The sequence below is a fragment of the Stenotrophomonas sp. 05N37 genome, assembly GCF_056397365.1.
In genome coordinates, this window is record NZ_JBFTNG010000007.1 from 132,715 (window position 1) to 153,023 (window position 20,309).

A 20,309-nucleotide genomic window follows, 5' to 3' on the forward strand; every position below is an offset into this window, starting at 1 on the left:
TAACGGTCACCAGAGAATGACCGCTACCAGCCGGAAGCGGACAACGGGACCACTTGAGCGGCTGGCCCGGTGCTAACGTTCGCTGTCGACCCTAAGCGGTCACTCGCAGCCGACGGTTTCAATGTTTGAAGGCGAACGCTGAATCCGCTATAAGCTCCAATCTCAAGGCGATTTGGAATCGGATCATGGTGTGGGAAAGGCTCAAAGGAATGTTTAGCAGCCAAGGCAAGCCAACCACGCCCGTCCCGTCGTCGGCACCGACCCGAGCGGAAGACAAGCCCGCACCGCAAGTGCCCGACTTGAACTGGATTGAAGCGACGGACAATCCTTGGGGCGTCCCCGTGCTCGACGTACGGCCCGTGACCTTGACCATGTTGTCCACGAGCCAGGATCCACAATGCGCGGCGAATGCGATGTCGTTCGCGCAGGATGACGGCACTGGCTTCATCGGGAAGACACCCGTTGCCGAACGCAACGTTGAGACGTCACTGTGCTTTCCCGTCGACCAGGTGTTGTCCGATGGCGTATTGTTCGCGCCGCGGGCTATGGAACACAAGTGGGCACTTTTCTTTCATCAGGGTGAGATCATCGCTGTGCGCAGTTGGACACGCGTCGTGATGCTGGTCGCGCGTGTGGAAACGCATGATCGTCATATCGAGATCACCCGTATCCGAGGCACTTTGTGTGCTACTGACGAGGCGCCCGAGTTCACGGTCAGGGCACTCGACTACCTGCTGCGCAGCCATGTACTCGGCGCTATCTACCCAGCGCCCCTACCGCCCGGCATCGAGGCGGACCTGAAGGCCGCAGCCATGTGGTGCATGTCTGCGTTCGGCAATCTCGCGCAACTCGCGACGCCGTGCTCCTTTGCACGACCCGATCCCGAGCGTCCGTTACGGACTCATTCGCTGTTGCACATTGCCGTTGCGCGTGGGCAGCCCGAAGCAGTCGACGCCTGCCTGCGATCAGGAACGCCAATCGATGCGTTGGCAGCCGACGGGCTGGCTCCACTACATTGGGCGCTCGCAGCTCAAGACGGCGCGATTATCAGCATGCTGCTGGACCGCGGTGCGTCCGTCGACGTGCGCTCCGATCAGGGTGCAACGCCACTAATGAACGCAGTGCAGGCCGCCAGCGTGGAAAGTACCACGCTGCTTCTCGATCGAGGCGCCGATGCGAACGCACGAGACGGGCGCGGCTTCACGGCATTACATCGTGCGGCCGAAATGGGGCTCGCCGACATCGTGCGCTTGCTGTTGGATAGAGGCGCGACCGTTGAAGTCGATGCCGAAGGACATACTCCTCGGACGCTGGCGGAAGGCCGAGGCCGGAATGACATTCTCGCGATGCTTCAATCGCCTGGATGACCGCTTGTGGCCGGAAGCGGCCCCTGGCCCAACGGGAAGGGCAGGGGAGCTGCCATCCGATGTAAAGATTAGGGATGGTTATCGGGGGTAGGGTGGAGGTCCGCTTCTGGCCGGAAGCGGTCACTCGGTGAGGGTCGTCGGCCGCGCCTTGGCGGTCGAGCGCAGCGTCGAGCAGCAACCGGGCATATACTCGCCTCCACCACGATCCAGCTTGGATTACAGCCCCATGCGTTTCACTGCAGCCGCCGGTTCTCTTGTCGTTTTACTGACCATGTCGTCCACCGTATCGGTATCTGCGGCGGAAACTGACATATTCGGCATCAAGTTAGGGGCACAACTAACGCTGCCTGTTTGCGAACTATCCTCACCCGCTCCAGCTGCCCGCAGGAGCAACGTCGGATTGGGGGCGAGGGCGTTCAACAAGCTGACAGCCCCGCCGCCGGAGCCGCTGAAAGCCATGCCACCGGCAACAGGGTTGTGCGTCGCGCCCGGCACGACGAACATGGCCGTAGGCAATACCGAATTCGCGCCAGGCGAATACGGTTACCTGGTCTTCGCCACGACCGAGGCACCGGCTTGGGTTGCGCCGATCGGCATGTCGATCGGCGCGGGCGCAGGCGACGCTTTTTCCCTGGAAGGTGCGGGCGGCCTGGTGTTGCTGCGCAACGGGCGCGTGATCGCCCTGCGCTTCAATACCATGGGGTTCGAGGCCGAGCCGCGCGTGATGGAGCTGCTCAAGCGCAAGTTCGGTTCGCCCGGTTCGCAGAGGGCCGTGACCTGGAACAACGACCTGGGCGGCAGTCGCGATTCGATTTCCGCGCAATGGCGCAAGCCCGATTTCTTCGCGGATTATTCTTCGGTCGTGCAAACGCAGGCTATGCGAGCGCAAGGGCTCTCTGGCGGGATCGGGTTCCTCAACATCGGCAATGAGCTAGGGCGGCAAGTGTTGCAACCTGCTGCCAGCAAGGAAGCGGAATTCTAGGGAACCGACGACCTTGCGGGAGGCAGTGGTTGGATCCCGGCCAGCGCCTTGAGGCCTTGGCAGGAATGCCCTTGTAGGCGAAGGAGATGACCTGAAGATGTTCGCTCCTGGCCGGAAGCGGACATCGGAGCGGCAGGTAATCAGGGATGTCTATCTGGTACGGAAGCGCTGCTTTCGACCCCAAGGCTCCATTCGCAGAGGGACCAAAGTTCCATCGCTGGGTGCGGTCACACGTCCACCTGCTGTACAGGCTCAGCAGCCATAAGATCGAGCTGTACTAAGGGATGGCGTGCCATACGGCGCGCTTTGGACAAGTCGTATAGCCAAATTGCGGGATCCGGCTATTATGGAGTTTGGCACTCAACTCGAGGAGTACGTGATGGAAGATTTCCAAGAAGGTGACATCGTTCGACTCAAAGGCCAGATGGAGCCGTGGATGACCGCAAAATGCTGTGATTAACAGCCGCGATGTTCACGTTATCGCTGTAGATGTATTCGTTATCGTATATTTAATGCCGTGGCAGGTTGGGTGCCTAGGGCCAGCGTTTTTACCTTGGGTCAGGCTGGGGACAGTTGGTTCCCTATCGACACTCTGCGGCAGATCAAGCGGGAGATCTGTATTTTGGGCGATGGCAATGGAAGCATGACGGTTGTTCCATATTTGGGAGAGGTCGTCGATACGGGGGAGACGACCTTGCTCGCTCCCTGAGCTTCATGAGCTTGGCGCAACTGTGTTGCTGGAGGGATTCGCCCCCCAGACGACGCCGCGATAGTGCCGGCCGATGGCCGGCAGCCTTTTAAAGAGCGTCCCGATTCGCCTCAGGCGTGGATCGGTACGTCCTGGCCGTCGCGCACGCGAACGTTCAGGATCACCAGCAGCCATACCTGCTGTGTGGTCAATGCCTTTGATCCTGTTGCGGATGTGTCGGTAACGCTTGGCTGATCCGCAGCCCGCGAATGTCCTGCTGTAGTGGAGCCCCGAACAGCCGGCTGTACTCACTACTGAACTGGGAAGGGCTTTCGTAGCCCACGCGCAGGCCGGCCACGCTGACATCCACGTGCTCGTTGAGCGTGATCTGTCGAGCCTCCTGCAGGCGAAGCTGCTTCTGCAAGGGACTCATGCCGGCCACGTCGCGGAAATGCTGTCGAAACGTCGATGGGCTAATGTTTTCCGAAGCTACCGGCTCGTCAATGCGCAGCGTGCGATTGAAGTTCAACCTGAGCCACGCCAGAACCTTGGCGATCTGCTCGCCATTCGTGCCCATCGTGACCACCTGGCGAAGATGGGTAGCGGCGGCGCCCTCTGCGGCTAGGCGGTAGTACAGGCCTGCATCAGCGATCAGACGCATCCTTGGCAACGCTTAGAACGCCTGTTTGTTGGTTGCCCGCCTCGTAACTCGCGCGTGCGACCTCGACTTTGCTGACGTTCTCAGTCGCCCAGGCGTGGAGCGCAGCAAAAGGAGCCTCAAGGGTCCGTCCGAGTTTGGTGATCTCGTATTCCACTGCGATCGGCTTGGCAACAAGCACCTGGCGCCGAACAATGCCGTTCCTTTCCAGAGAGCGCAGTGTGGTGGCAAGCATCTTCTGCGAAGGGCCATCGAGTCGTCGCTTGAGCTCATTGAAGCGCAGCGGACCGTGACACAACGCGTCCAATATCAATACAGACCATTTGTCGGCGATCTGGTCAAGCAGCAGGCGGATGGGAAGCTCGTGAACGACACGGGGTGGTTTCTTTGAAGTCACCTAGTCACTCCTTGGTTCCTGATTGACACCAGGTTTCCAAAATATAGCATCAGCTGGTCTTCAAAACCTATGTCTCCGGAGCCATTCATGAAAAACAAGAATTTTCCCTCCTTGCGCCTTCGCACCCAAGCTGGGGCCATGTTCGTGACAATCGAACATCAACCGTTCCCGTTGCTCGACGCATCGTTGATGAAGCAGCTTGATGACCTTGCACTGACTCTGCTTGATGATTCGAGCATCCAAGTCGTAGTGTTTGACAGCGCCGATCCGGACTTCTTCATTGCCCACGGTGACATGGGTTTTGTTAAGGATCCTGAGGCATTCATGCAGTTGCAGCTGGGCGACAAGTCCAACGCCCATCTCAACCCGATGATGGCTCTGCTGGAGCGCTACCGCACCCTACCTCAAGTGACCATCGGCAAACTGAAGGGGCTGGCGCGGTGTGGCGGCGCCGAATTCCTGACGGCGCTGGACATGCGTTTTGCTGCCGAGGAGACCGCTGGGCTCGGCCAGACGGAGGCACTGATGGGAATCATTCCTGGTGCCGGTGGCACTGCCTACCTGCCGCCACTTGTGGGCCGCGCGCGCAGCCTCGAAATCGTTCTTGGGGCCGACCTCTTCGACGCACGCACCGCGGAGCGCTATGGCTGGATCAATCGCGCCTTGCCAGCGGCGGAGCTCGATGGTTTCGTCGAGTCCTTGGCACTGAGGATCGGAAGCCTGGTTCCCGGCGTCGTTCTCGCAGCAAAAGCGGCCATCGATGCTGGAGCCACGCTCCCCATTGGCGACGCACTGAAGATAGAGAACGAACAGCTTGGTGCGGTGTTCTCCCAGCCCATCGCCGTGGAGCGTACCTTGGAAGCTCTTCGGCGCGGGGCGCAGACACGAGAGGAAGAAAAAACCTTCGAACTGCTTCTGCAGAGCTTCTGAATCCGGGCGTGACCTGCGATCAGCTCGTCACGGCCTTGCAACCATTCGGTCGGCGCACTGCGCCTGACTGTTTCAATCAATGTGTTGCGGCACCTGTAGGTGCCGCCTCGTCTTTGCCGAAATCGACCGCCCCGCGGCAGGGCCCTCGGTAATCGAGAAGGCCTTGCGTCTGCAGCGGACGCGCCAGATCGCTCCACGCATCGCGCGCGGCGCCCTCGAAACGGAGGTTGCTGCGAAGCTGCAGACGGACGCCAATCGCTCATATGTCCCGGAGCTTGAGCGGCGCCTTCTGGCCGACGATCTTGTCCTTCTTCCAGAGCACTCGGTGGAGCCTAAGCGTGGTAGCCGTGGGAATCTCACGCGTCTTGAGGGAGTACAAGCGTGCTACTTCACCTCCGCGGCCGCATTCGACCCCGAGCGAACGTTCGCCTCTTGTTCGCGTAGGCTCCGTACTCGTTTCTTCAGCAGTTCGACCTGGACGGAGACATCCCTTGTGCGAAACGTCCATGTAGGCGGAAAAGTTGGCGTCATCTTGGTAATTGCAGTACTTGCACTCGTGGTCCGGTATCTCAATGGGCTTGAGCAAACCTCCGAGTTTTCGGCGGCGCGCAGGGCGTACGTGCAAGCTCATCCGGAAACAGCAGGTGCTCGCTTTGCAATTTGCTACTCGTGCGGATTCCGCTCCAGATATTTAGCGAACTGGAGGCAGCTTAGGTTCGGGATGCGAGTGCAACTACCGGCTGGAACCGAGACTGCCTTTGCTGAAGTGTCGACAAAGGGTGATCTGGCTTCCTCGATAGAGCTCGCCTAGGCCCACCTTCGGCTTACGTTTCGCGACGACTGCTCCTGGCCGTAAGCGGACATCCTTCGCGGGAAAGGCTCTGTAGCGAAAGTGGTGAACTTTGTGACCATGGACAATCCATGGCGGCGATTCGGATAAAGAGTCGAGACCCGCAACGATACTGGGCGCGGCAGTTGGCGGTCCAACTGCTCAATGCTCAACACACGAGACGTTGGGCTCGTAGTACGCTCCATACCGGTGATGTTGCCTTAGACCGTACGTCGACAAAAAAGAGACGGAGCTCAGATTTTGGAGGGAACGTGCTATCCAGGAAGAAGTTAATTGCGTTTTTTGGTCTGTCTTTAGGTCTAGTAGCGGGGGGCATAACAGCCAGCGCTATTCCTGATAGCACCAGCAGCGGCGAAGGCAAGCGAAGCAATCGCGCTGCCTCCGACTCACGGGCAGGCGACGGCGCTGCTAGGCAACTGATGTCTGCGGTCGACGGTCAAGGGCTGCCGCTCGATGGGATTCCTGTAGCACTCCGCTCCTCACACTCGGGAGCTTACAAGTACCTGAGGCAATGTCAGGCGAGAAGGCAATTCGAAACCTTCGTCGAGAATTCGAAGGTTGACCCGGACTCGCTTCAGTCGCGGCCAGAAAAGATTATGCAACTTGATCCGGACACGAGAGCCGGGTATCTCGATGGATTGGCCATGTTGGAAGATCGGCGAGAGGTGTGCGCAGACTGGGAGAAGAATGTCTCTCTCGATACCGCATACGAGCAGCTTTACCTGACTGCTCTTGAGAACGCTTTGGCCGGTGACCAGATTGCTGCGTCTTGCTTCGTGGTGAGAACGTGGCCGATGCCGTCAAATGGTTCGCCAGAGTATCAGCGCGTCGCTCGCTTGTATGTCGACAACAGTAGACGGCTCATTGACAGTGGGCTCTCAAACGGAAGTTGGCCAGTAGTGCGCGCGACCGCCGCAGCACTTTCCTCAAACCATTCCGTGGATTCCTTGCTGCCTACTGACAACCCGATGGCTTACCAGATCTCAAGGCTCATGCAGCTCGGCAGCGGGGACAACGCGCTTTCGCAGACCTACGGCTACGATGCGGCGCAGTTCGGTGCGAGCGTCGGTAGCCCAGCAGAACTGCAGCGTCTGGATGCGGAGGCGCGGCAATTGTTTGAGACGAACTTCCACAGCTCCCACGCTGAAATGACATCTTTTACGACCCTCTGCGACTGATCCCACACCCACCACTAATTCAAGCGTGGGCGCGATTGGAACTGAGCACACACGTGAGAGTCCTTTTTTGTGGTCCTTCAGAGACAATCCCGACATATCAGCGGGGGATGCAAATCGAGCCGTCTCGATCAAAGTTCACAAGATGCTATGGAAGGCCTTGGATATCCGCACTGGTAGCGCATTCACGGTGAGATGAAACGAGCCGCGTGATGACATACGCAGAAGCGTCCATATCGGAAGCCCTGGCGACGCCGCGGAGAAGCACCTAGTGCGAGAGCAAAGGCACGTCGTGAATTTTGGTGGCCTGCGCCCAGGACCGAACACGACCTTCGTAACAGCTGTCGTCCGCTTCTGGCCGGAAGCGGACACGGACGAAATGGGCGTCAGAAGGGATCAATCGGCGCGCAGTGGTCTGCCTGGCCATCACCCTGACGCGGGTTCTGCACAGCGTTCGCTCACCACGGCACCCTCAATGAAGCTTTCGACCGCCGCTACAAAGCAGCGTGGAGCCACCAATGCGAGCAGATGGGCGCCGCGGTCCACTGTGTGGAACGTGACAGGCCCCGACCCGGCAAGCGTGGCAGCGTGTTCTACGGCACCGGCGTACGCGGTATTCGGGTCCAGGGTCCCCTGCATTACCAGGGTTCGCGGAAGGGTGCGCGGACTCTTTCCGAACCATGCATCACGTGGGTAGCGCGGAACACCGCCATTCACCAGCAGGCCGGGAATGGGGCTGGCGAACAGCGCGTGCCTGGCCTCTTCATCGACAGTGGCCAGGCTCAGCTCCGGACGAGCGTTGTTCTCCGAGGCGGCAATGAGCATCACCAGCGGCAAGGCCGGCTGATTGTTTCCACCCTGTCCCAGTTGCGCCAGCGCAATGTTCCAATCGTTTGCCGTGGCAACCAGCGACCGGGCATCGCCAGCGGAAAGATCCTGCACGATCTTCGGGATTCGATCGCGCAGCGCAGGGAAGCTCAGCAGCGCGGCGAAAAATCGGCGCACATCGCCGCCCGGCACCTCTCTCTGCCAAGCAGCATCCTTCGCCGCCAGCAGCGTTCGATAGCGAACGAGGCTACCTTCATCCATGCTCTCACGGCCTACCTGGTCGACAAGCGCTGTGCGCCGGCTGAGATCGAACCTCTCAGTGGTTTCCGGCGGCACCAGTCCGTCAAGAATGAGGCCATCCACGTCAAGCTCGTTGACCTGGAGCGCGCGCAGCGCCAGTTGGGTGCCGTAAGAAACGCCATACAGCAACACCTGACCGCCGCGATCCCCGTCCGACATCAGGATGCCAAGGTCCTGAGCGGCCTCGGTAATAGAGAAGGCCGACGTCCGCTGCAGGTTGGCGTACATAGACCCGATGCAGGGTCCCCATTCCGTTCCTGCCAGCCCCCTGCCTTCCGGGCTTTCAGGTGACTCCTGGACGGGACAGATCCGCGAAGATCGGCCTGTACCCCGGTGGTCGGGAATCACAAGATCGAATCCGGGAAATGCACGCTGGTAAGTCTGGATCAGGGGATACAGGGATGCCCCTGACTCACCCGGGCCGCCGGAGAGCAGCCAGACTTCGCCTCGTCTGGCATGGTCGGCGCTGGCCGGTATGCGCCGCAGAAACAACGATATGTGCTCGCCTGATGGGTCAGCATGGCGCAGTGGCACATCGACAGAGGCGCACTGCGATCCGCGTAATGCGGGTGATGCGTCATCCTCGCAGGCTTGCGCCTTCGGTGCAGACGCGTTGGCACCCAAGGGTGCGACCAGAAGCAACACCGCCCACAGCACACTGCGACACATCGGCCATCCTCGAGCGTGATTGAGCAGCTAGGATGAACTGGCTGCGGAATCGAGACGAATGCCGGAAGTAATCCTGGTCTGCCGTCTTTGTCTGCTCCCGGCCGGAAGCGGACACGCGCCCGCTTTGCCGCACGGACCAATGGCGAATGCCGGGCGTGCCTGGCTAGCTACCCCGCTTAAGAAGCTCCCTATTGAAGATCGCTCGACGATCTACGCCTGCTGGACAACGCCAAGTCGAGGCACGGCATATATACCCTCCATGCATTAGTGATATGCACCTGCGCTCTTCTTCCAGCATGGTCCCGAGGGTAGATTTCCCTGACAATCTGTCACGGAGTGACCCATGCAGACTCGCACCCGCCAGCGCACTCTGGTGCCTCGCGTCCCCTCCACGCTGATCTGGATAGCGTTTTCCCTTTGCACCGCGACTGCCATGGCAAACGAGCCACTGCAGATCGACGCGCAAGGAAGCTTTCTCGCGGGTGGCATGGAAAAGACGGAACCTGGCACGTTCGATCCGTTGAAGCCCTCTGATCCGAATGGCCAGACCTACCACGGTGATCACGTCTATGCCTTCTACCAGAAGCCGGTCAACGCGCGTCCGCTGCCGATCGTGATGTGGCATGGTGCGGGCCAGTCATCCAGGAGTTGGGAAACGACTGCCGATGGACGCGAGGGCTTCCAGAACCTGTTCCTGCGTCGTCGCTTCACTACCTATCTGATCGATCAGCCAAGGCGGGGCAAAGCTGGCCGCAGTATGGTCGAGTCCACGGTGAAGCCGGTGGCAGACGATCAGATGTGGTTCAACCAGTTCCGAATCGGACTCTGGCCGAAATACTTCAACGGTAGCCAGTTCCCGAAAGGGGACGCCACGCTTGATCAGTTTTTCCGTTCGGTCACGCCGAACACTGGGCCGTTCGACCTCGAGGTAGTCTCTGACGGGGTAGCTGCCGTGCTCCAGAAGACAGGGCCTGCAATCCTGTTTACCCACTCGCAGGCCGGAGGCCCTGGCTGGATGACGGCGATAAAGAGCCCGAACGTTCGCGCAATCGTCGCCTTCGAGCCTGGCAGCAGCTTCGTATTTGCAAAGGACGATGCGCCGGCGCCGATTCCCAGTGCATTCGATACCGTCGCACCTGCCGTGGTGTCGTCTGAAAATTTCAAGGCGCTGACGCGGATTCCCATTCTGGTGCTGTATGGCGACAACATTCCTGAAAAGCCCGTTGACCTGCCCGCGCAGGACAGTTGGCGGGCACGGTTGGAAATGGCGCGCGCCTGGCGCGATGCGGTCAATCGGCAGGGCGGAGACGTCACCCTGATCCATTTGCCGGACATCGGCATCCGTGGCAACAGCCACTTCTTGTTCTCGGACCTCAACAACGTCCAGATCGCCGATCTGGTGAGTGAGTTCCTGGCGAAAAAGAATCTGGATCAGTGAGCCGGACTATCTGGTGCAGTGATCGCACCATGAAGGGCGTGTGGCGCGATGGGTGCCGCGTCGCTCGCCCATCCATAATTCATATCATTCATGCATGAGTGATATCCGGCTGATGCTCTAGCTATATGAGTGCACGGCGGTTAGTTTTACTCCTGATCCCTCCAGCCCGGGCGCGCCATAGGGCACCGGCAGGGATTACCTCCAGACTGGGAGCAGTTGAATGAAGCACATCGTGCACGCCACGCTGTTGGCGATGTCCCTTGGCTTGTCGGCAGGCGACGCGTCCGCAGCCGACTACAAGCTCAACCCCTTCAAATTGGCCTACGAAGGTGCGATCACGCGGAATGTTCCCAGCGAGGTCAATGTCCACTCGGTGACCTATCCGCTGAATGGAATCGAGATCGCGGCAAACTTCTACACGCCGCCCAACTTTGACGCCGCGCGGAAATACCCGACCATCGTGGTGGCCCATCCCAACGGTGGGGTGAAAGAGCAGGTGGCCGGCCTGTACGCGCAGCGCTTGGCCGAGCATGGCTATATTGCCATTACTGCTGACGCGGCATATCAAGGTGCCAGCGGTGGCCAGCCGCGCAGCGTGGACACTCCTTCCCACCGCATCGAAGACATCCACGGCATGGCCGACTTCATCAGTCGATTCCCGTGGGTCGACACCACGCGCCTGGGCTTGCTGGGCATCTGTGGCGGCGGCGGCTATTCGCTGGCGGCCGCGCAGACCGACAAGCGGTTCATGGCCGTAGCCACGATCAGCATGTTCAACTCTGGCCGCGTACGCCGCAACGGCTACGGCGACTCGCAGCTCGACACGATCCAGCAGCGCCTGCAGCAGGCCTCGAAAGCGCGAGCACAGCAAGCTGCCGGCGGCGAAGTGCTGTACTCCGGCGACGCCAACCTCACCGACGAGCAGATCGCCGAACTTCCGTTCGATCTGTATCGCCAGGGCTATGAGTACTACTGGAAGACGCATGCCCACCCCAACTCCACCTTCCGCTACACCACCAGCAGCCTGCTTGAGCTGATGCGTTGGGACGCCACCGACCAGATAGCGCTCATCAACCAGCCGCTGCTGATGATTGCCGGCAGCAAGGCTGACAGCCTTTACATGACCCGGGACGCCTTCGCCAAAGCGACCGGCACCACCGACAAACAGCTGGTGCTGCTGGACGGCGCGACGCATATCGAGACTTACTGGGTGCCGAAATACGTGGATGCCGCCATCGCCTCGCTGGCCACGTTCTACGGCCGGACGCTTGCGCCATGAGCACGCCTCGCGCATCAACCGCGCAGACTGCGCTGCTCGGCGCGGCACTGAGCGTGGCGGCACCGTTCGCTGGCGCGGTCGAACCACCCACGCAGCAGATCACCCGAGCGGGAACGCAGTCGTCCGTTGCCGGTCCGGCAGCGACCTTCGTCGGCAAGGTGCGGGTAGATCCGCTGTTCCCGGCGGACGAGGAGGTGCAAGCGTCCTCCGCATACGTCAGCTTTGCGCCGGGCGCGCGCTCGGCCTGGCACACTCACCCCTCCGGTCAGCGACTGGTGGTTACCTCCGGCGTTGGGCTGACCCAGGAATGGGGCAGGCCGGCGCGGCAGATACATGCCGGGGACGTGGTGGTGTGTCCTGCCGGAGTCAAGCATTGGCACGGCGCCGCGCCGCACAGCGCGATGACTCACCTCGCAGTAACCGGTGTGGAAGATGGCAAATCGGTTGCCTGGCTTGAGCAGGTCAGCGATGACGAGTATCGCGAGGCGTCAGCGGGCATTGACGCCCCCGTTGCCGGTCCGCTGTCGCCGAGGCAGCAGGCGATCCCGCTGCTTGCAGCCGCCGCAGCCAGCAGCGACATGCCGCAGCTCAATGCCGCGTTGCGCCGGGGACTGGACGCTGGCCTGACGCTGAGTGAGACGAAGGAAGTGCTCGTGCAGCTGTATGCCTATGCGGGGTTCCCGAAGAGCCTCAACGCCCTGGGCGAGCTGATGAACGTAGTGCGCGAACGTGAGGCGCAGGGCATCGCGACCGCGCCTGGGCGCGCGCCCACCGGGAAGGTTCCCGTGGGCGATGCGCTTCGCGCGGTAGGCACCGCCAACCAGACCCGGATCTCCGGTGCCCCGGTGACCGGGCCGGTCATGGACTTCGCCCCCATCATCAACCAGTACCTGCAGACGCACCTGTTCGGCGACATCTTCGAGCGCGACAACCTGGACTGGCAGAGCCGCGAACTGGCAACGGTGGGCGCGCTGGCAGTGATGCCGGGCGTGGAGGCGCAGTTGCGCTCGCACATGGCGGCCAGCCAGCGCGTCGGCCTCAGCCGCGCACAGTTGCAGCACCTGGCCCAACTGCTGGCTCACAGCGGCTACGCCGCCGCATCCGCGCGCGCGGTGCAGGCACTGGAACAGACCCCGGCACCGGGGCCCTGACAGCGCCCCACATGGAGACCCCAATGAATACCCTGCCCACCAACGCCCAACGCCGCTCCCTGCTGAAGGGCGCCGCTACGCTGGCGGCGCTGCCGCTGGCCGGCACGCTGGCCACGTCCACGACAAAGGCCTCCCCGGCAGCTGCAGCACCGAGGATGGACGGCCGCCGCATGCTCGGGAAGCTGCAGGTGTCCAGCATCGGGTTGGGCGTGCAGAACATGAGCCGCACCTACCAGACCACCCTTCCCTCGCGCACCGAGATGCACCGCATCATCCGTGCCGCGTTCGATCACGGGATGAACTTCTATGACGCGGCCGAGGCGTATGGCCCGCACGAAGTGGAACGGATCCTGGGGGAAGGGGTGGCCTCGTTCCGCAACGAAGTGGTGATTGCCACCAAGTTCGGCTGGAACATCGACCTGGAAACCGGCGCGCGTGGCCCGGGCCTGATCAGCAGGCCTGCGCACGTCAAGCTGGCGGTGGAGGGCATGCTCAAGCGACTGCGGACCGACCGCATCGACCTGCTGTACCAGCACCGCGTGGACCCGCAGGTGCCGATCGAAGACGTGGCCGGTGCGATCCAGGACCTGATGACCGAGGGCAAGGTGCTGCATTGGGGCCTGTGCGAGATGGGCCTGAAAACGCTTCGTCGCGCGCACGCTGCGCTGCCGGTGACGGCTGTGCAGAGCGAGTACTCGATGCTCTGGCGTGGGCCGGAACAGGAAGTGCTTGCTACGTGTGCTGAGCTGGGGATCGGATTCGTGCCATGGAGCCCGCTGGGCGTAGGCTTCCTGACGGGGGCGATCGACGCCGGAACACGGTTTGCCGAGGGCGATATTCGCGGCATCGAAACGCGCTTCGCCCCGGCGAACATCGAACACAACCTTGTATTGGTGAACCTGCTCAGGGACTGGGCCGCGCGAAAACAGGCCACGCCTGCGCGGATCGCACTGGCCTGGCTGATGGCGCAGCGACCCTGGATCGTGCCGATTCCTGGCACCACGCAGATGGCCCATCTGCTGGACAACCTGGGCGCAGCCGAGGTGGTCTTCAGCGCCGCCGAGCTGCGCGAGCTCAACGCTGCAGTCGCTGCGGTGGCAGTGCAGGGCGAGCGCCTTCCGCCGGCGGTGCAGGCCTACAGTGGCGTGGAGGCGCCCCTGCGTTAGCGCTCAATCCCGATAGCGCAGCGCATCACGCAGCAGGGTAAACGCCGGCGATGACTGCCTGCGACTGGGGTAGTACAGGTGGTAGCCAGGGAAGGAGGGGCACCAGTCCTGCAGCACGTGGACCAGGGTGCCTGCCTGCACGTGGGAGCGCACCAGATCCTCGGGCATGTAGGCCAGTCCCAGCCCCTCCAGCGCGGCACCCAGGCGCAGGGCGATGTTGTTGAACACCAGTTGGCCTTCCACCCGTACTTTCAGTTCCTGCCCCTTCTTCTCGAACTCCCACGCGAAGATGCCCCCATGGGTTGGCAGGCGGATGGTGATGCAGTTGTGCCGGGTGAGGTCGTGCGGCGATTTCGGCTTCGGATGGCGCTGGAAATAAGCAGGCGATCCGACGACGGCCATGCGCAGGTCAGGCCCGACGCGCACGGCGATCATGTCCTTGGCCACCTGTTCGCCCATGCGGATGCCGGCGTCGAAGCCCTCGGCGACGATGTCGGTCAACCCGTAGTCGACGATCACCTCGATGTTCAGGTCGGGGTTGGCCGGCAGCAGCCTGCCCAGTACCGGCTGCATCACGGTGAGCGCGGCATGTTCACCTGCCGTGATGCGGAGGCGGCCGGCGGGCTTGTCGCGGAACGCGTTGAGCTGGGCCAGCTCGGTATCGATCTCCTCGAAGCGCGGTGCGATCACCCGCAACAGTTGCTCGCCCGCTTCTGTGGGGGACACGCTGCGGGTGGTGCGCGCGAGCAGGCGCACGCCGAGACGCTCCTCCAGCTGGCGCATGGATCGGCTCAGCGCTGGCTGGGACATGCCAAGCTGCGCGGCGGCACGGGTAAAACTGCGCTCACGCGCCACCAGCACGAACATGGCCAACTGGTCGTAGTTCTCCGCGCCCATTGATGCAATCCGGATATAAGCGATATTCGATTATGCCTCTGCAAGCATGCGCGCGGGGGGCGTAGATTGGGGCCATGACCACGCCATCCCCCCATCCTGGTCGCCGGGCGGTCGTTGCCGCGTTGGCATCGCTGCCGCTGGGCTGTACCGCTGCGGTGCCCGAAAAGCAGCCCGTTGCCCGCCCTTCAACCGCGCGGACGCTGGTGGCCTACTTCTCGCGCTCGGGAAATACCCGGGTGATCGCCGGGTTGATCCATCGCAGCGTGCAGAGCGATCTGTTCGAAATCCAGCCTGCAACGGACTACCCGGCGGACTACCTGGAAACGGTGGCGCAGGCGAGGCAGGAGCGCGACGACAGCCGCGAGCCGGCGTTGCGCGCGACGATTGCGGACCTCGCACGCTACGACACGGTGTACCTCGGCTTCCCGATCTGGGGCGAGACCGCTCCACCGGTCATCCGTTCGTTGCTGTCACGGCACGACATGGGTGGCAAGACGCTGGTGCCTTTCATTACCCATGGCGGGTACGGCGTGGGCAGCAGCCTGCGCGTGCTGGCGCGCCATGCGCCCAAGGCACGCATCCGGGAGGCCTTCGTGATGCAGGCCGACCAGGAGCGAAAGACGATGGAAAGCGTCAACGCCTGGCTTTCCGCTTCCCCTACTGCTCGATGAGGAACCCGCGATGAAAATGCGTACGCTTGGACAAGGCCTCGAGGTCTCCGCCCTCGGCCTGGGCTGCATGGGCATGAGCTCGGGCTACGGCCCGGCCGCGAACAGGCAGGAGATGATCGGGCTGATCCGCGCGGCGGTGGAGCGCGGCATCACGCACTTCGACACCGCCGAGGCTTACGGCCCGTTCGCCAACGAAGCGTTGGTGGGCGAGGCGCTTGCGCCGGTGCGCGACCAGGTGGTGATTGCCACCAAGTTCGGGTTCGATATCGACCCGGCCACCGGGACGCGCGGGCCGGGCACCAACAGCCAGCCGGCGCACATCAAGGCGGCGGTGGAGGCCAGCCTCAAGCGCCTGCGCACGGAACGTATCGATCTGCTGTACCAGCACCGGGTTGATCCGGCCGTGCCGATTGAAGACGTGGCCGGTGCGGTGAAGGATCTCATCGCGGAAGGAAAGGTGGGCCACTTCGGGCTGTCGGAGGCGGGGCTGCAGACCATCCGCAGGGCGCACGCAGTGCAGCCGCTCGCCGCCGTGCAGAGCGAGTACTCGCTGTTCTGGCGCGAGCCGGAGATTACGTTGCTGCCGCTGCTGGAGGAACTGTGCATCGGCTTCGTGCCATTCAGTCCGCTGGGCGCAGGTTTCCTGACAGGCAAGATCGACGAGCACACGCAGTTCGATGCAAGCGACTTCCGCAACGTCGTGCCGCGCTTCTCTGCTGACGCACGCCGGGCCAACATGGCGCTGGTGGAGGTGGTCAGGACCGTGGCAACCGGGAAGGGAGCGACGCCAGCACAGGTTGCGCTGGCATGGCTGCTGGCCCGGAAGCCCTGGATTTCGCCGATTCCGGGCACGACCAAACTGCATCGCCTCGATGAGAACCTGGGGGCCATCGATCTGGTGCTGGATGGAGGCGACCTTGAACGCATCGACAGCGAGCTCGCGCAGGTGCGCGTGCAGGGTGAGCGACTGCCGGAGGCGGCATTGGCCATGACCGGCAAGTAGATGCCGCCGAGCAAGTAGCGCGTCTGTCCGGCTGCCGAGGGCGCGCATGCCGAACCGGCGGCGGTGGGCCGGAAGCGCTGCCGGGCAGGAGCGACCTTCATAGGTGGCCCGGTCAGGCGGCTTCCGTGAAGCGGCCCGCGCGGCCGACCTCAGCGCGTCCAACCTGAGCGAGGCGGTCAAGCGCATCGAGGCCCAGTTGGGCGTGAGGCTGCTCAATCGCACTACCCGCAGCGTGGGCCTCACCGACGCGGGCAAAGTGCTGCTGGCCCGGGTGGAGCCGGCCCTGAGGGAGCTGGATACCGCGACCGAGGCGATCAGTGCGTTCCGGAGTACGCCGACCGGCACGCTGCGGCTGAACGTGCCTGTCAGCGCGGCACGGCTGGTGTTGCCGCGGATTCTGCCGCCACCGCTGCGCGCCTTCATCGATTTCATCAAGGCAGCGCCGGTATGAGCGCGAGGGACCGGTCGGCGGCCAGGCTCAGCGGCAGGTAGTGGTGCTGCGATTGACCAGGTCCGCGCTGGCCGGTGCGAACTGGAACACGCTGGTCATCGCTTCGCCCGATGTCTCCGGTGGCGACCTGCCCAGGAGCAGCAGGGTGCCACCTGGCTGCGACACGATGCTGGTCGGCTGCCGGTGCGCGGGTGCATAGCGCGGGTAGGTCGATGCCGGCTGCGTGCGGTAGCGCTGTTCGAGGGCAGCCTGCAGTGCTCCATGGGTGTCGTCGCGGTAGGCGGTCATGAACATCATCGAGACCGGTGCGCCAGTCGCCTCCAGCGTCATCAGGCTGGCGAAGGTCATGGGCTGTCCGCCGATCGTGCAGATGCCGTCGCGCCGCATGATCATCGAGGCGGTCGTGGCCGGTGTGCAGGTGTCGCTTGGCATCTTCTCTTCCACGTCCCGTGGCAGCGCGCCGAACGCGGCAACGGCCTGCGCGCCGGCAAGCTCGGCATCGAGCGGGCACTCGGACAGCGTCGGGGCACCCACCGCGGCGGCGGTGGCGACGGTGCCGGTTCCCGTTCCGGCGGTATCGGCCGTGTCATCGGTGCTGGGGGTGCCGGGCACAAGGGAGTCCAGGAACTGCATCCCCATCTTCCTGGCGCTGCTGCAGTGCGCCGGCGCTGCCTCGACGGTCATCAGGATGTTGTCCCGGGTGCCGTGCACGATGCGGACCAGCGTACAGGTGCTGCCGGTGTCGAGCTGGCGGGTGATGGTGGGGTGGTCCCGATACGGCGCCCGGTCCAGCGAGGCGCCAGGCAATGCGCCGGCCGCCGCGAAGCCTTCGAAGTAGGTGCCGGCGAGCGCTGCATCGCGGTATTGGACACGGGTGGCGCCAAACTTCACGCCATCGCCCACGCAGCCGAGCACATCCGCCCGGACCACATCCCCCGAGCCGGGCGTGGCGGTCAGATCGTTGAAGCGGCACGGCAGCCGCACCGAGAAGCTGCCGCCGCTGGAGGTCGCCTCCAGCCAGCCGTCCGGGCCGGGCGTGCCAGCACCGCTGCGATGCATCTTGATCTTCTCGGCGGCCGTGGCGCTGGCGGCGCAGGCGACCGCGATGAGGCCGAGCAGGGCCGCAGCCCGTGCGGCACGGCGGCGGGGCGTGGCCGGGGCCGGGACAGGGGCAACGTGTGTCATCGGTGAAGTCATCCTGACGTGATCGAGGTGGGGCGAAGCAAGGCGGGAGACGATAGCGTGGCCCGGCGTGCGCCTCAATCGGTCGCGCCGTCCACGACTGGCTTGACTGGCTTATGATCGCCCCACTTCAACTCCCGCACCGGCATCATGGACCGATCCCGTACGCACCTTGCCGGCCTGGCGTCGCCGCGGGCATGGATGGCGATGCTCTTCCTGCTGTGCTGCGTCGCACCCGCGCTGGCGCAGACCGCGCGCAAGCCGTCGCCCTACGAACATCGCCAGGGCAGTGACGCGGCTCCCGCGCAGCCGAGCGAGGGGCCGGACTATCTCTCGCGCCTCGACAGCCGCGCGCAGTTCATGCAGCTGGCCCGGGTCTACAACGCCGGTACCGCGCTGGAGATGCCGCACCTGATCTTCGTGATCGACCGGCAGGATGCCGCGCGGATCTACTACATCAACACGCCGCGGTTCGCGCTGCACGAGCAGTTCGTGCGCCGCCAGCGGCTGGTGCGCAGCCTGGACAAGGCCACGCTCAACGCGCAGTACCGCGACCCGCAGCGGCGCTTCCTGTTTGGCACGCTCAGCTGGCAGCGCGACCTGCCGGGGTACACCTACGAGTTCTGGGAGGGCGACGTGCTGAGCGCGGCCCTGCTGCGGCAGACCGATGCGGTGGTGCGCGCGTCGTTCCGCGAGCCGATCCGGTTCAAGACCAACTCCACCCAGCACGAGCAGGTGGCCAGCGCCGTGGGGCTGGCCCACGTGAGCCAGGAGGCGCTGCTGCGCGAGCAGCGTTTCCTGCCACTGAACACCGGTCGTGCCGAGGGGCGGCTGCGCATCGTGCGCTCGGAGGCGCAGCTGCGAACGCTGTCGCCGCGCGACATCCCGGTACTGGACGAGGTGCCCATCGCGCTGGCGCCGGTGGCCGGCCTGGTGACGCAGCGCCCGTCCACCCTGCTGTCGCACGTGAACCTGCTCGCCAAGGGCTGGGGCATTCCCAACGTGTATATCCGCGACGCGCAGGATGCCCTGCGCCAGTACGACGGACGCTGGGTGGCACTGGAGGTCACCCACAACGACTACCGGGTGACGCCGCTGACGCGCCCGGCCAGGACCCCGTCCCCCACGGCCCACCGCCCGGTGGCGGCCAACCTGCCGCGCCCGGACCTGAGCGTGGTCGCGCTGAAGCCGCTGGCCGCCCTGCGCGCGCGCGACAGCAGCCACTGCGGCGTCAAGGCGGCCAACCTCGGTACGCTCAAGGCCGTGCTGCCGCCGGCCGCGCGCGTGCCGGATGGGTTCTGCGTACCGTTCTCGCACTACCAGGCGATGGTGCAGCGCCTGCAGGTGGCCGAGCGCCTGCGCGAACTGCAGCGCCGGCCGGGCTTCGGCAGCGACCCGGACGTGCGGCGTGCCGCCCTGGCGGCATTGCGCACCGAGATCGCCACCGCCGTGCCCGATCCCGCCTTCGTGCGCACGCTGGAGGGCCAATGGCGCGGCCAGCTGCAGGGGGGGGCGGTGTTCGTGCGCAGTTCGTCCAATTCCGAGGACCTGCCCGGCTTCAGCGGTGCCGGGCTGTACACCACCGTGCCCAACGTGACCCGCGCCGACGCCGTGGCCAAGGCCGTGCAGACGGTGTGGGCGTCGGTCTACAACTTCGAGGCGTACGAAGCACGCGCCGCGGCAGGCTTGCGCCAGGATGCGGTGGCCATGGCGGTGCTGGTGCAACGGGCTGCGCCGTCGGACAGCTCGGGCGTGATGATCACCCGCGATCCCTTCGACGCGGGCCGCCACCACATCACCTACATCTCGGCCAAGCGCGGGCTTGGCATCCGCGTGGTGGAGGGCAAGCGCCAGGCCGAGCAGGTGATGTACTCGGCCTGGTCCAAGGCGGTGCAGGTGCTGAGCCGCTCGGCCGAAGACACCCAGCTGGTGGCCAGCGCCGCTGGTGGGGTGCGCGAGGTGCCCATCACCGGCTCCCGCCAGGTACTCACCGATGCGCTGATCGCGCGCCTGGCCAAGGTGGGCGCCGCCACCAAGCAGGCGCTGGGCGGCGTGGACCAGGACATCGAGTGGGCCGTGGTCGGCGATGAGGTGCTGATACTGCAGTCGCGGCCGTACGTGGACCGGAGTACGCGATAGCGGCGAGAACTTCTCGGGGGTCCATTCGATCCGTGACACGCACAGGGCAACGGAAGGCTGATCCTCGTTCAACGCATGGGCCGGCACC

General features: G+C 63.7%; 16 protein-coding genes and 2 pseudogenes. 13 read left to right on the plus strand and 5 right to left on the minus strand.

Annotated elements, in window-relative coordinates; genetic code table 11:
• Window positions 1-125 precede the first annotated feature (125 nt).
• Together AC1DGC_RS17155 and AC1DGC_RS17160 are read left to right on the plus strand one after the other, a co-directional pair.
• A complete protein-coding gene (locus AC1DGC_RS17155) occupies window positions 126-1,367 on the plus strand; it encodes an ankyrin repeat domain-containing protein (RefSeq protein WP_478048415.1) in 1,242 nt (413 codons plus the stop codon).
• 226 nt (window positions 1,368-1,593) lie between these two features.
• The gene (locus AC1DGC_RS17160; protein WP_449335094.1) at window positions 1,594-2,349 is read left to right on the plus strand and encodes a hypothetical protein; all 756 of its coding nucleotides are present in this window, start codon (window positions 1,594-1,596) and stop codon (window positions 2,347-2,349) included.
• A gap of 896 nt (window positions 2,350-3,245) precedes the next feature.
• Here AC1DGC_RS17160 and AC1DGC_RS17165 read toward each other — a convergent pair.
• Both AC1DGC_RS17165 and AC1DGC_RS17170 read right to left on the minus strand, forming a co-directional pair.
• Window positions 3,246-3,698 (minus strand): helix-turn-helix domain-containing protein, encoded by a 453-nt coding sequence (locus AC1DGC_RS17165; RefSeq protein ID WP_478048416.1) that lies wholly within the window; start codon window positions 3,696-3,698, stop codon window positions 3,246-3,248.
• Window positions 3,682-4,092, minus strand: a complete 411-nt coding sequence (locus tag AC1DGC_RS17170; protein ID WP_478048417.1) for a winged helix-turn-helix transcriptional regulator — start codon at window positions 4,090-4,092, stop codon at window positions 3,682-3,684. The genes AC1DGC_RS17165 and AC1DGC_RS17170 overlap by 17 nt, the downstream gene beginning before the upstream one ends.
• 87 nt (window positions 4,093-4,179) lie before the next feature.
• On the opposite strand from AC1DGC_RS17170, the gene AC1DGC_RS17175 reads away from it, so the two are divergent.
• Window positions 4,180-5,022 (plus strand): enoyl-CoA hydratase/isomerase family protein, encoded by an 843-nt coding sequence (locus AC1DGC_RS17175; RefSeq protein WP_039810126.1) that lies wholly within the window; start codon window positions 4,180-4,182, stop codon window positions 5,020-5,022.
• 1,269 nt (window positions 5,023-6,291) lie between these two features.
• Complete coding sequence (locus AC1DGC_RS17180; protein ID WP_478048418.1) at window positions 6,292-7,050, plus strand: hypothetical protein; 759 nt, start codon at window positions 6,292-6,294, stop codon at window positions 7,048-7,050.
• A gap of 423 nt (window positions 7,051-7,473) precedes the next feature.
• Here the strand turns inward: AC1DGC_RS17180 and AC1DGC_RS17185 are convergent, their stop codons facing one another.
• Window positions 7,474-8,844, minus strand: a complete 1,371-nt coding sequence (locus AC1DGC_RS17185) for an alpha/beta hydrolase (protein WP_478048419.1) — start codon at window positions 8,842-8,844, stop codon at window positions 7,474-7,476.
• Window positions 8,845-9,187: 343 nt separating this feature from the next.
• On the opposite strand from AC1DGC_RS17185, the gene AC1DGC_RS17190 reads away from it, so the two are divergent.
• The 5 genes and pseudogenes from AC1DGC_RS17190 (at window position 9,188) to AC1DGC_RS17210 (ending at window position 13,878) form a co-directional block, all read left to right on the plus strand.
• Window positions 9,188-10,282 carry an alpha/beta hydrolase gene (locus tag AC1DGC_RS17190; RefSeq protein ID WP_478048420.1) on the plus strand — a complete coding sequence of 365 codons (1,095 nt, stop codon included), beginning with the start codon at window positions 9,188-9,190 and terminating at the stop codon, window positions 10,280-10,282.
• A 220-nt stretch (window positions 10,283-10,502) separates the two neighbouring features.
• The gene (locus AC1DGC_RS17195; protein ID WP_478048421.1) at window positions 10,503-11,561 is read left to right on the plus strand and encodes an alpha/beta hydrolase; all 1,059 of its coding nucleotides are present in this window, start codon (window positions 10,503-10,505) and stop codon (window positions 11,559-11,561) included.
• Window positions 11,558-12,046, plus strand: a pseudogene (locus AC1DGC_RS17200) ((R)-mandelonitrile lyase); the annotation flags it as partial. The gene AC1DGC_RS17195 and the pseudogene AC1DGC_RS17200, both read left to right, overlap by 4 nt.
• A 12-nt stretch (window positions 12,047-12,058) precedes the next feature.
• A complete protein-coding gene (locus AC1DGC_RS17205) occupies window positions 12,059-12,712 on the plus strand; it encodes a carboxymuconolactone decarboxylase family protein (RefSeq protein WP_478048450.1) in 654 nt (217 codons plus the stop codon).
• 155 nt (window positions 12,713-12,867) lie between these two features.
• A complete protein-coding gene (locus tag AC1DGC_RS17210; protein ID WP_478048451.1) occupies window positions 12,868-13,878 on the plus strand; it encodes an aldo/keto reductase in 1,011 nt (336 codons plus the stop codon).
• A 3-nt stretch (window positions 13,879-13,881) separates the two neighbouring features.
• On the opposite strand, the gene AC1DGC_RS17215 is transcribed toward AC1DGC_RS17210, so the two are convergent.
• Window positions 13,882-14,775 (minus strand): LysR family transcriptional regulator, encoded by an 894-nt coding sequence (locus tag AC1DGC_RS17215; protein WP_259210090.1) that lies wholly within the window; start codon window positions 14,773-14,775, stop codon window positions 13,882-13,884.
• 122 nt (window positions 14,776-14,897) lie between these two features.
• Here AC1DGC_RS17215 and AC1DGC_RS17220 point away from each other — a divergent pair, with 122 nt between their 5' ends.
• From AC1DGC_RS17220 to AC1DGC_RS17230, 3 genes and pseudogenes are all read left to right on the plus strand, one after another.
• On the plus strand, window positions 14,898-15,446 hold the full coding sequence (locus AC1DGC_RS17220; RefSeq protein ID WP_478048422.1) for a flavodoxin: 549 nt from the start codon (window positions 14,898-14,900) through the stop codon (window positions 15,444-15,446).
• A gap of 10 nt (window positions 15,447-15,456) precedes the next feature.
• On the plus strand, window positions 15,457-16,449 hold the full coding sequence (locus tag AC1DGC_RS17225) for an aldo/keto reductase (protein WP_259210093.1): 993 nt from the start codon (window positions 15,457-15,459) through the stop codon (window positions 16,447-16,449).
• Between the two features lie 103 nt (window positions 16,450-16,552).
• Window positions 16,553-16,876 (plus strand): annotated as a pseudogene (locus AC1DGC_RS17230) (LysR family transcriptional regulator); the annotation flags it as partial.
• Between the two features lie 51 nt (window positions 16,877-16,927).
• Here the strand turns inward: AC1DGC_RS17230 and AC1DGC_RS17235 are convergent.
• Entirely contained in the window at window positions 16,928-18,085 is a 1,158-nt protein-coding gene (locus tag AC1DGC_RS17235) for a hypothetical protein (RefSeq protein ID WP_478048423.1), read from the minus strand.
• A gap of 147 nt (window positions 18,086-18,232) precedes the next feature.
• Between AC1DGC_RS17235 and AC1DGC_RS17240 the strand changes: the two genes are divergently transcribed.
• Complete coding sequence (locus AC1DGC_RS17240; RefSeq protein WP_478048424.1) at window positions 18,233-20,221, plus strand: PEP/pyruvate-binding domain-containing protein; 1,989 nt, start codon at window positions 18,233-18,235, stop codon at window positions 20,219-20,221.
• The last annotated feature ends 88 nt before the right edge of the window (window positions 20,222-20,309 follow it).

Bases quoted from the DNA above. Each gene is read 5' to 3' on its own strand.
- AC1DGC_RS17160 (WP_449335094.1), top strand. From the start codon at position 1,594: ATGCGTTTCACTGCAGCCGCCGGTTCTCTTGTCGTTTTACTGACCATG.
- AC1DGC_RS17165 (WP_478048416.1), bottom strand. From the start codon at position 3,698: ATGCGTCTGATCGCTGATGCAGGCCTGTACTACCGCCTAGCCGCAGAG.
- AC1DGC_RS17175 (WP_039810126.1), top strand. From the start codon at position 4,180: ATGAAAAACAAGAATTTTCCCTCCTTGCGCCTTCGCACCCAAGCTGGG.
- AC1DGC_RS17180 (WP_478048418.1), top strand. From the start codon at position 6,292: ATGTCTGCGGTCGACGGTCAAGGGCTGCCGCTCGATGGGATTCCTGTA.
- AC1DGC_RS17185 (WP_478048419.1), bottom strand. From the start codon at position 8,844: ATGTGTCGCAGTGTGCTGTGGGCGGTGTTGCTTCTGGTCGCACCCTTG.
- AC1DGC_RS17190 (WP_478048420.1), top strand. From the start codon at position 9,188: ATGCAGACTCGCACCCGCCAGCGCACTCTGGTGCCTCGCGTCCCCTCC.
- AC1DGC_RS17195 (WP_478048421.1), top strand. From the start codon at position 10,503: ATGAAGCACATCGTGCACGCCACGCTGTTGGCGATGTCCCTTGGCTTG.
- AC1DGC_RS17210 (WP_478048451.1), top strand. From the start codon at position 12,868: ATGGACGGCCGCCGCATGCTCGGGAAGCTGCAGGTGTCCAGCATCGGG.
- AC1DGC_RS17215 (WP_259210090.1), bottom strand. From the start codon at position 14,775: ATGGGCGCGGAGAACTACGACCAGTTGGCCATGTTCGTGCTGGTGGCG.
- AC1DGC_RS17225 (WP_259210093.1), top strand. From the start codon at position 15,457: ATGAAAATGCGTACGCTTGGACAAGGCCTCGAGGTCTCCGCCCTCGGC.
- AC1DGC_RS17235 (WP_478048423.1), bottom strand. From the start codon at position 18,085: ATGACACACGTTGCCCCTGTCCCGGCCCCGGCCACGCCCCGCCGCCGT.
- AC1DGC_RS17240 (WP_478048424.1), top strand. From the start codon at position 18,233: ATGGACCGATCCCGTACGCACCTTGCCGGCCTGGCGTCGCCGCGGGCA.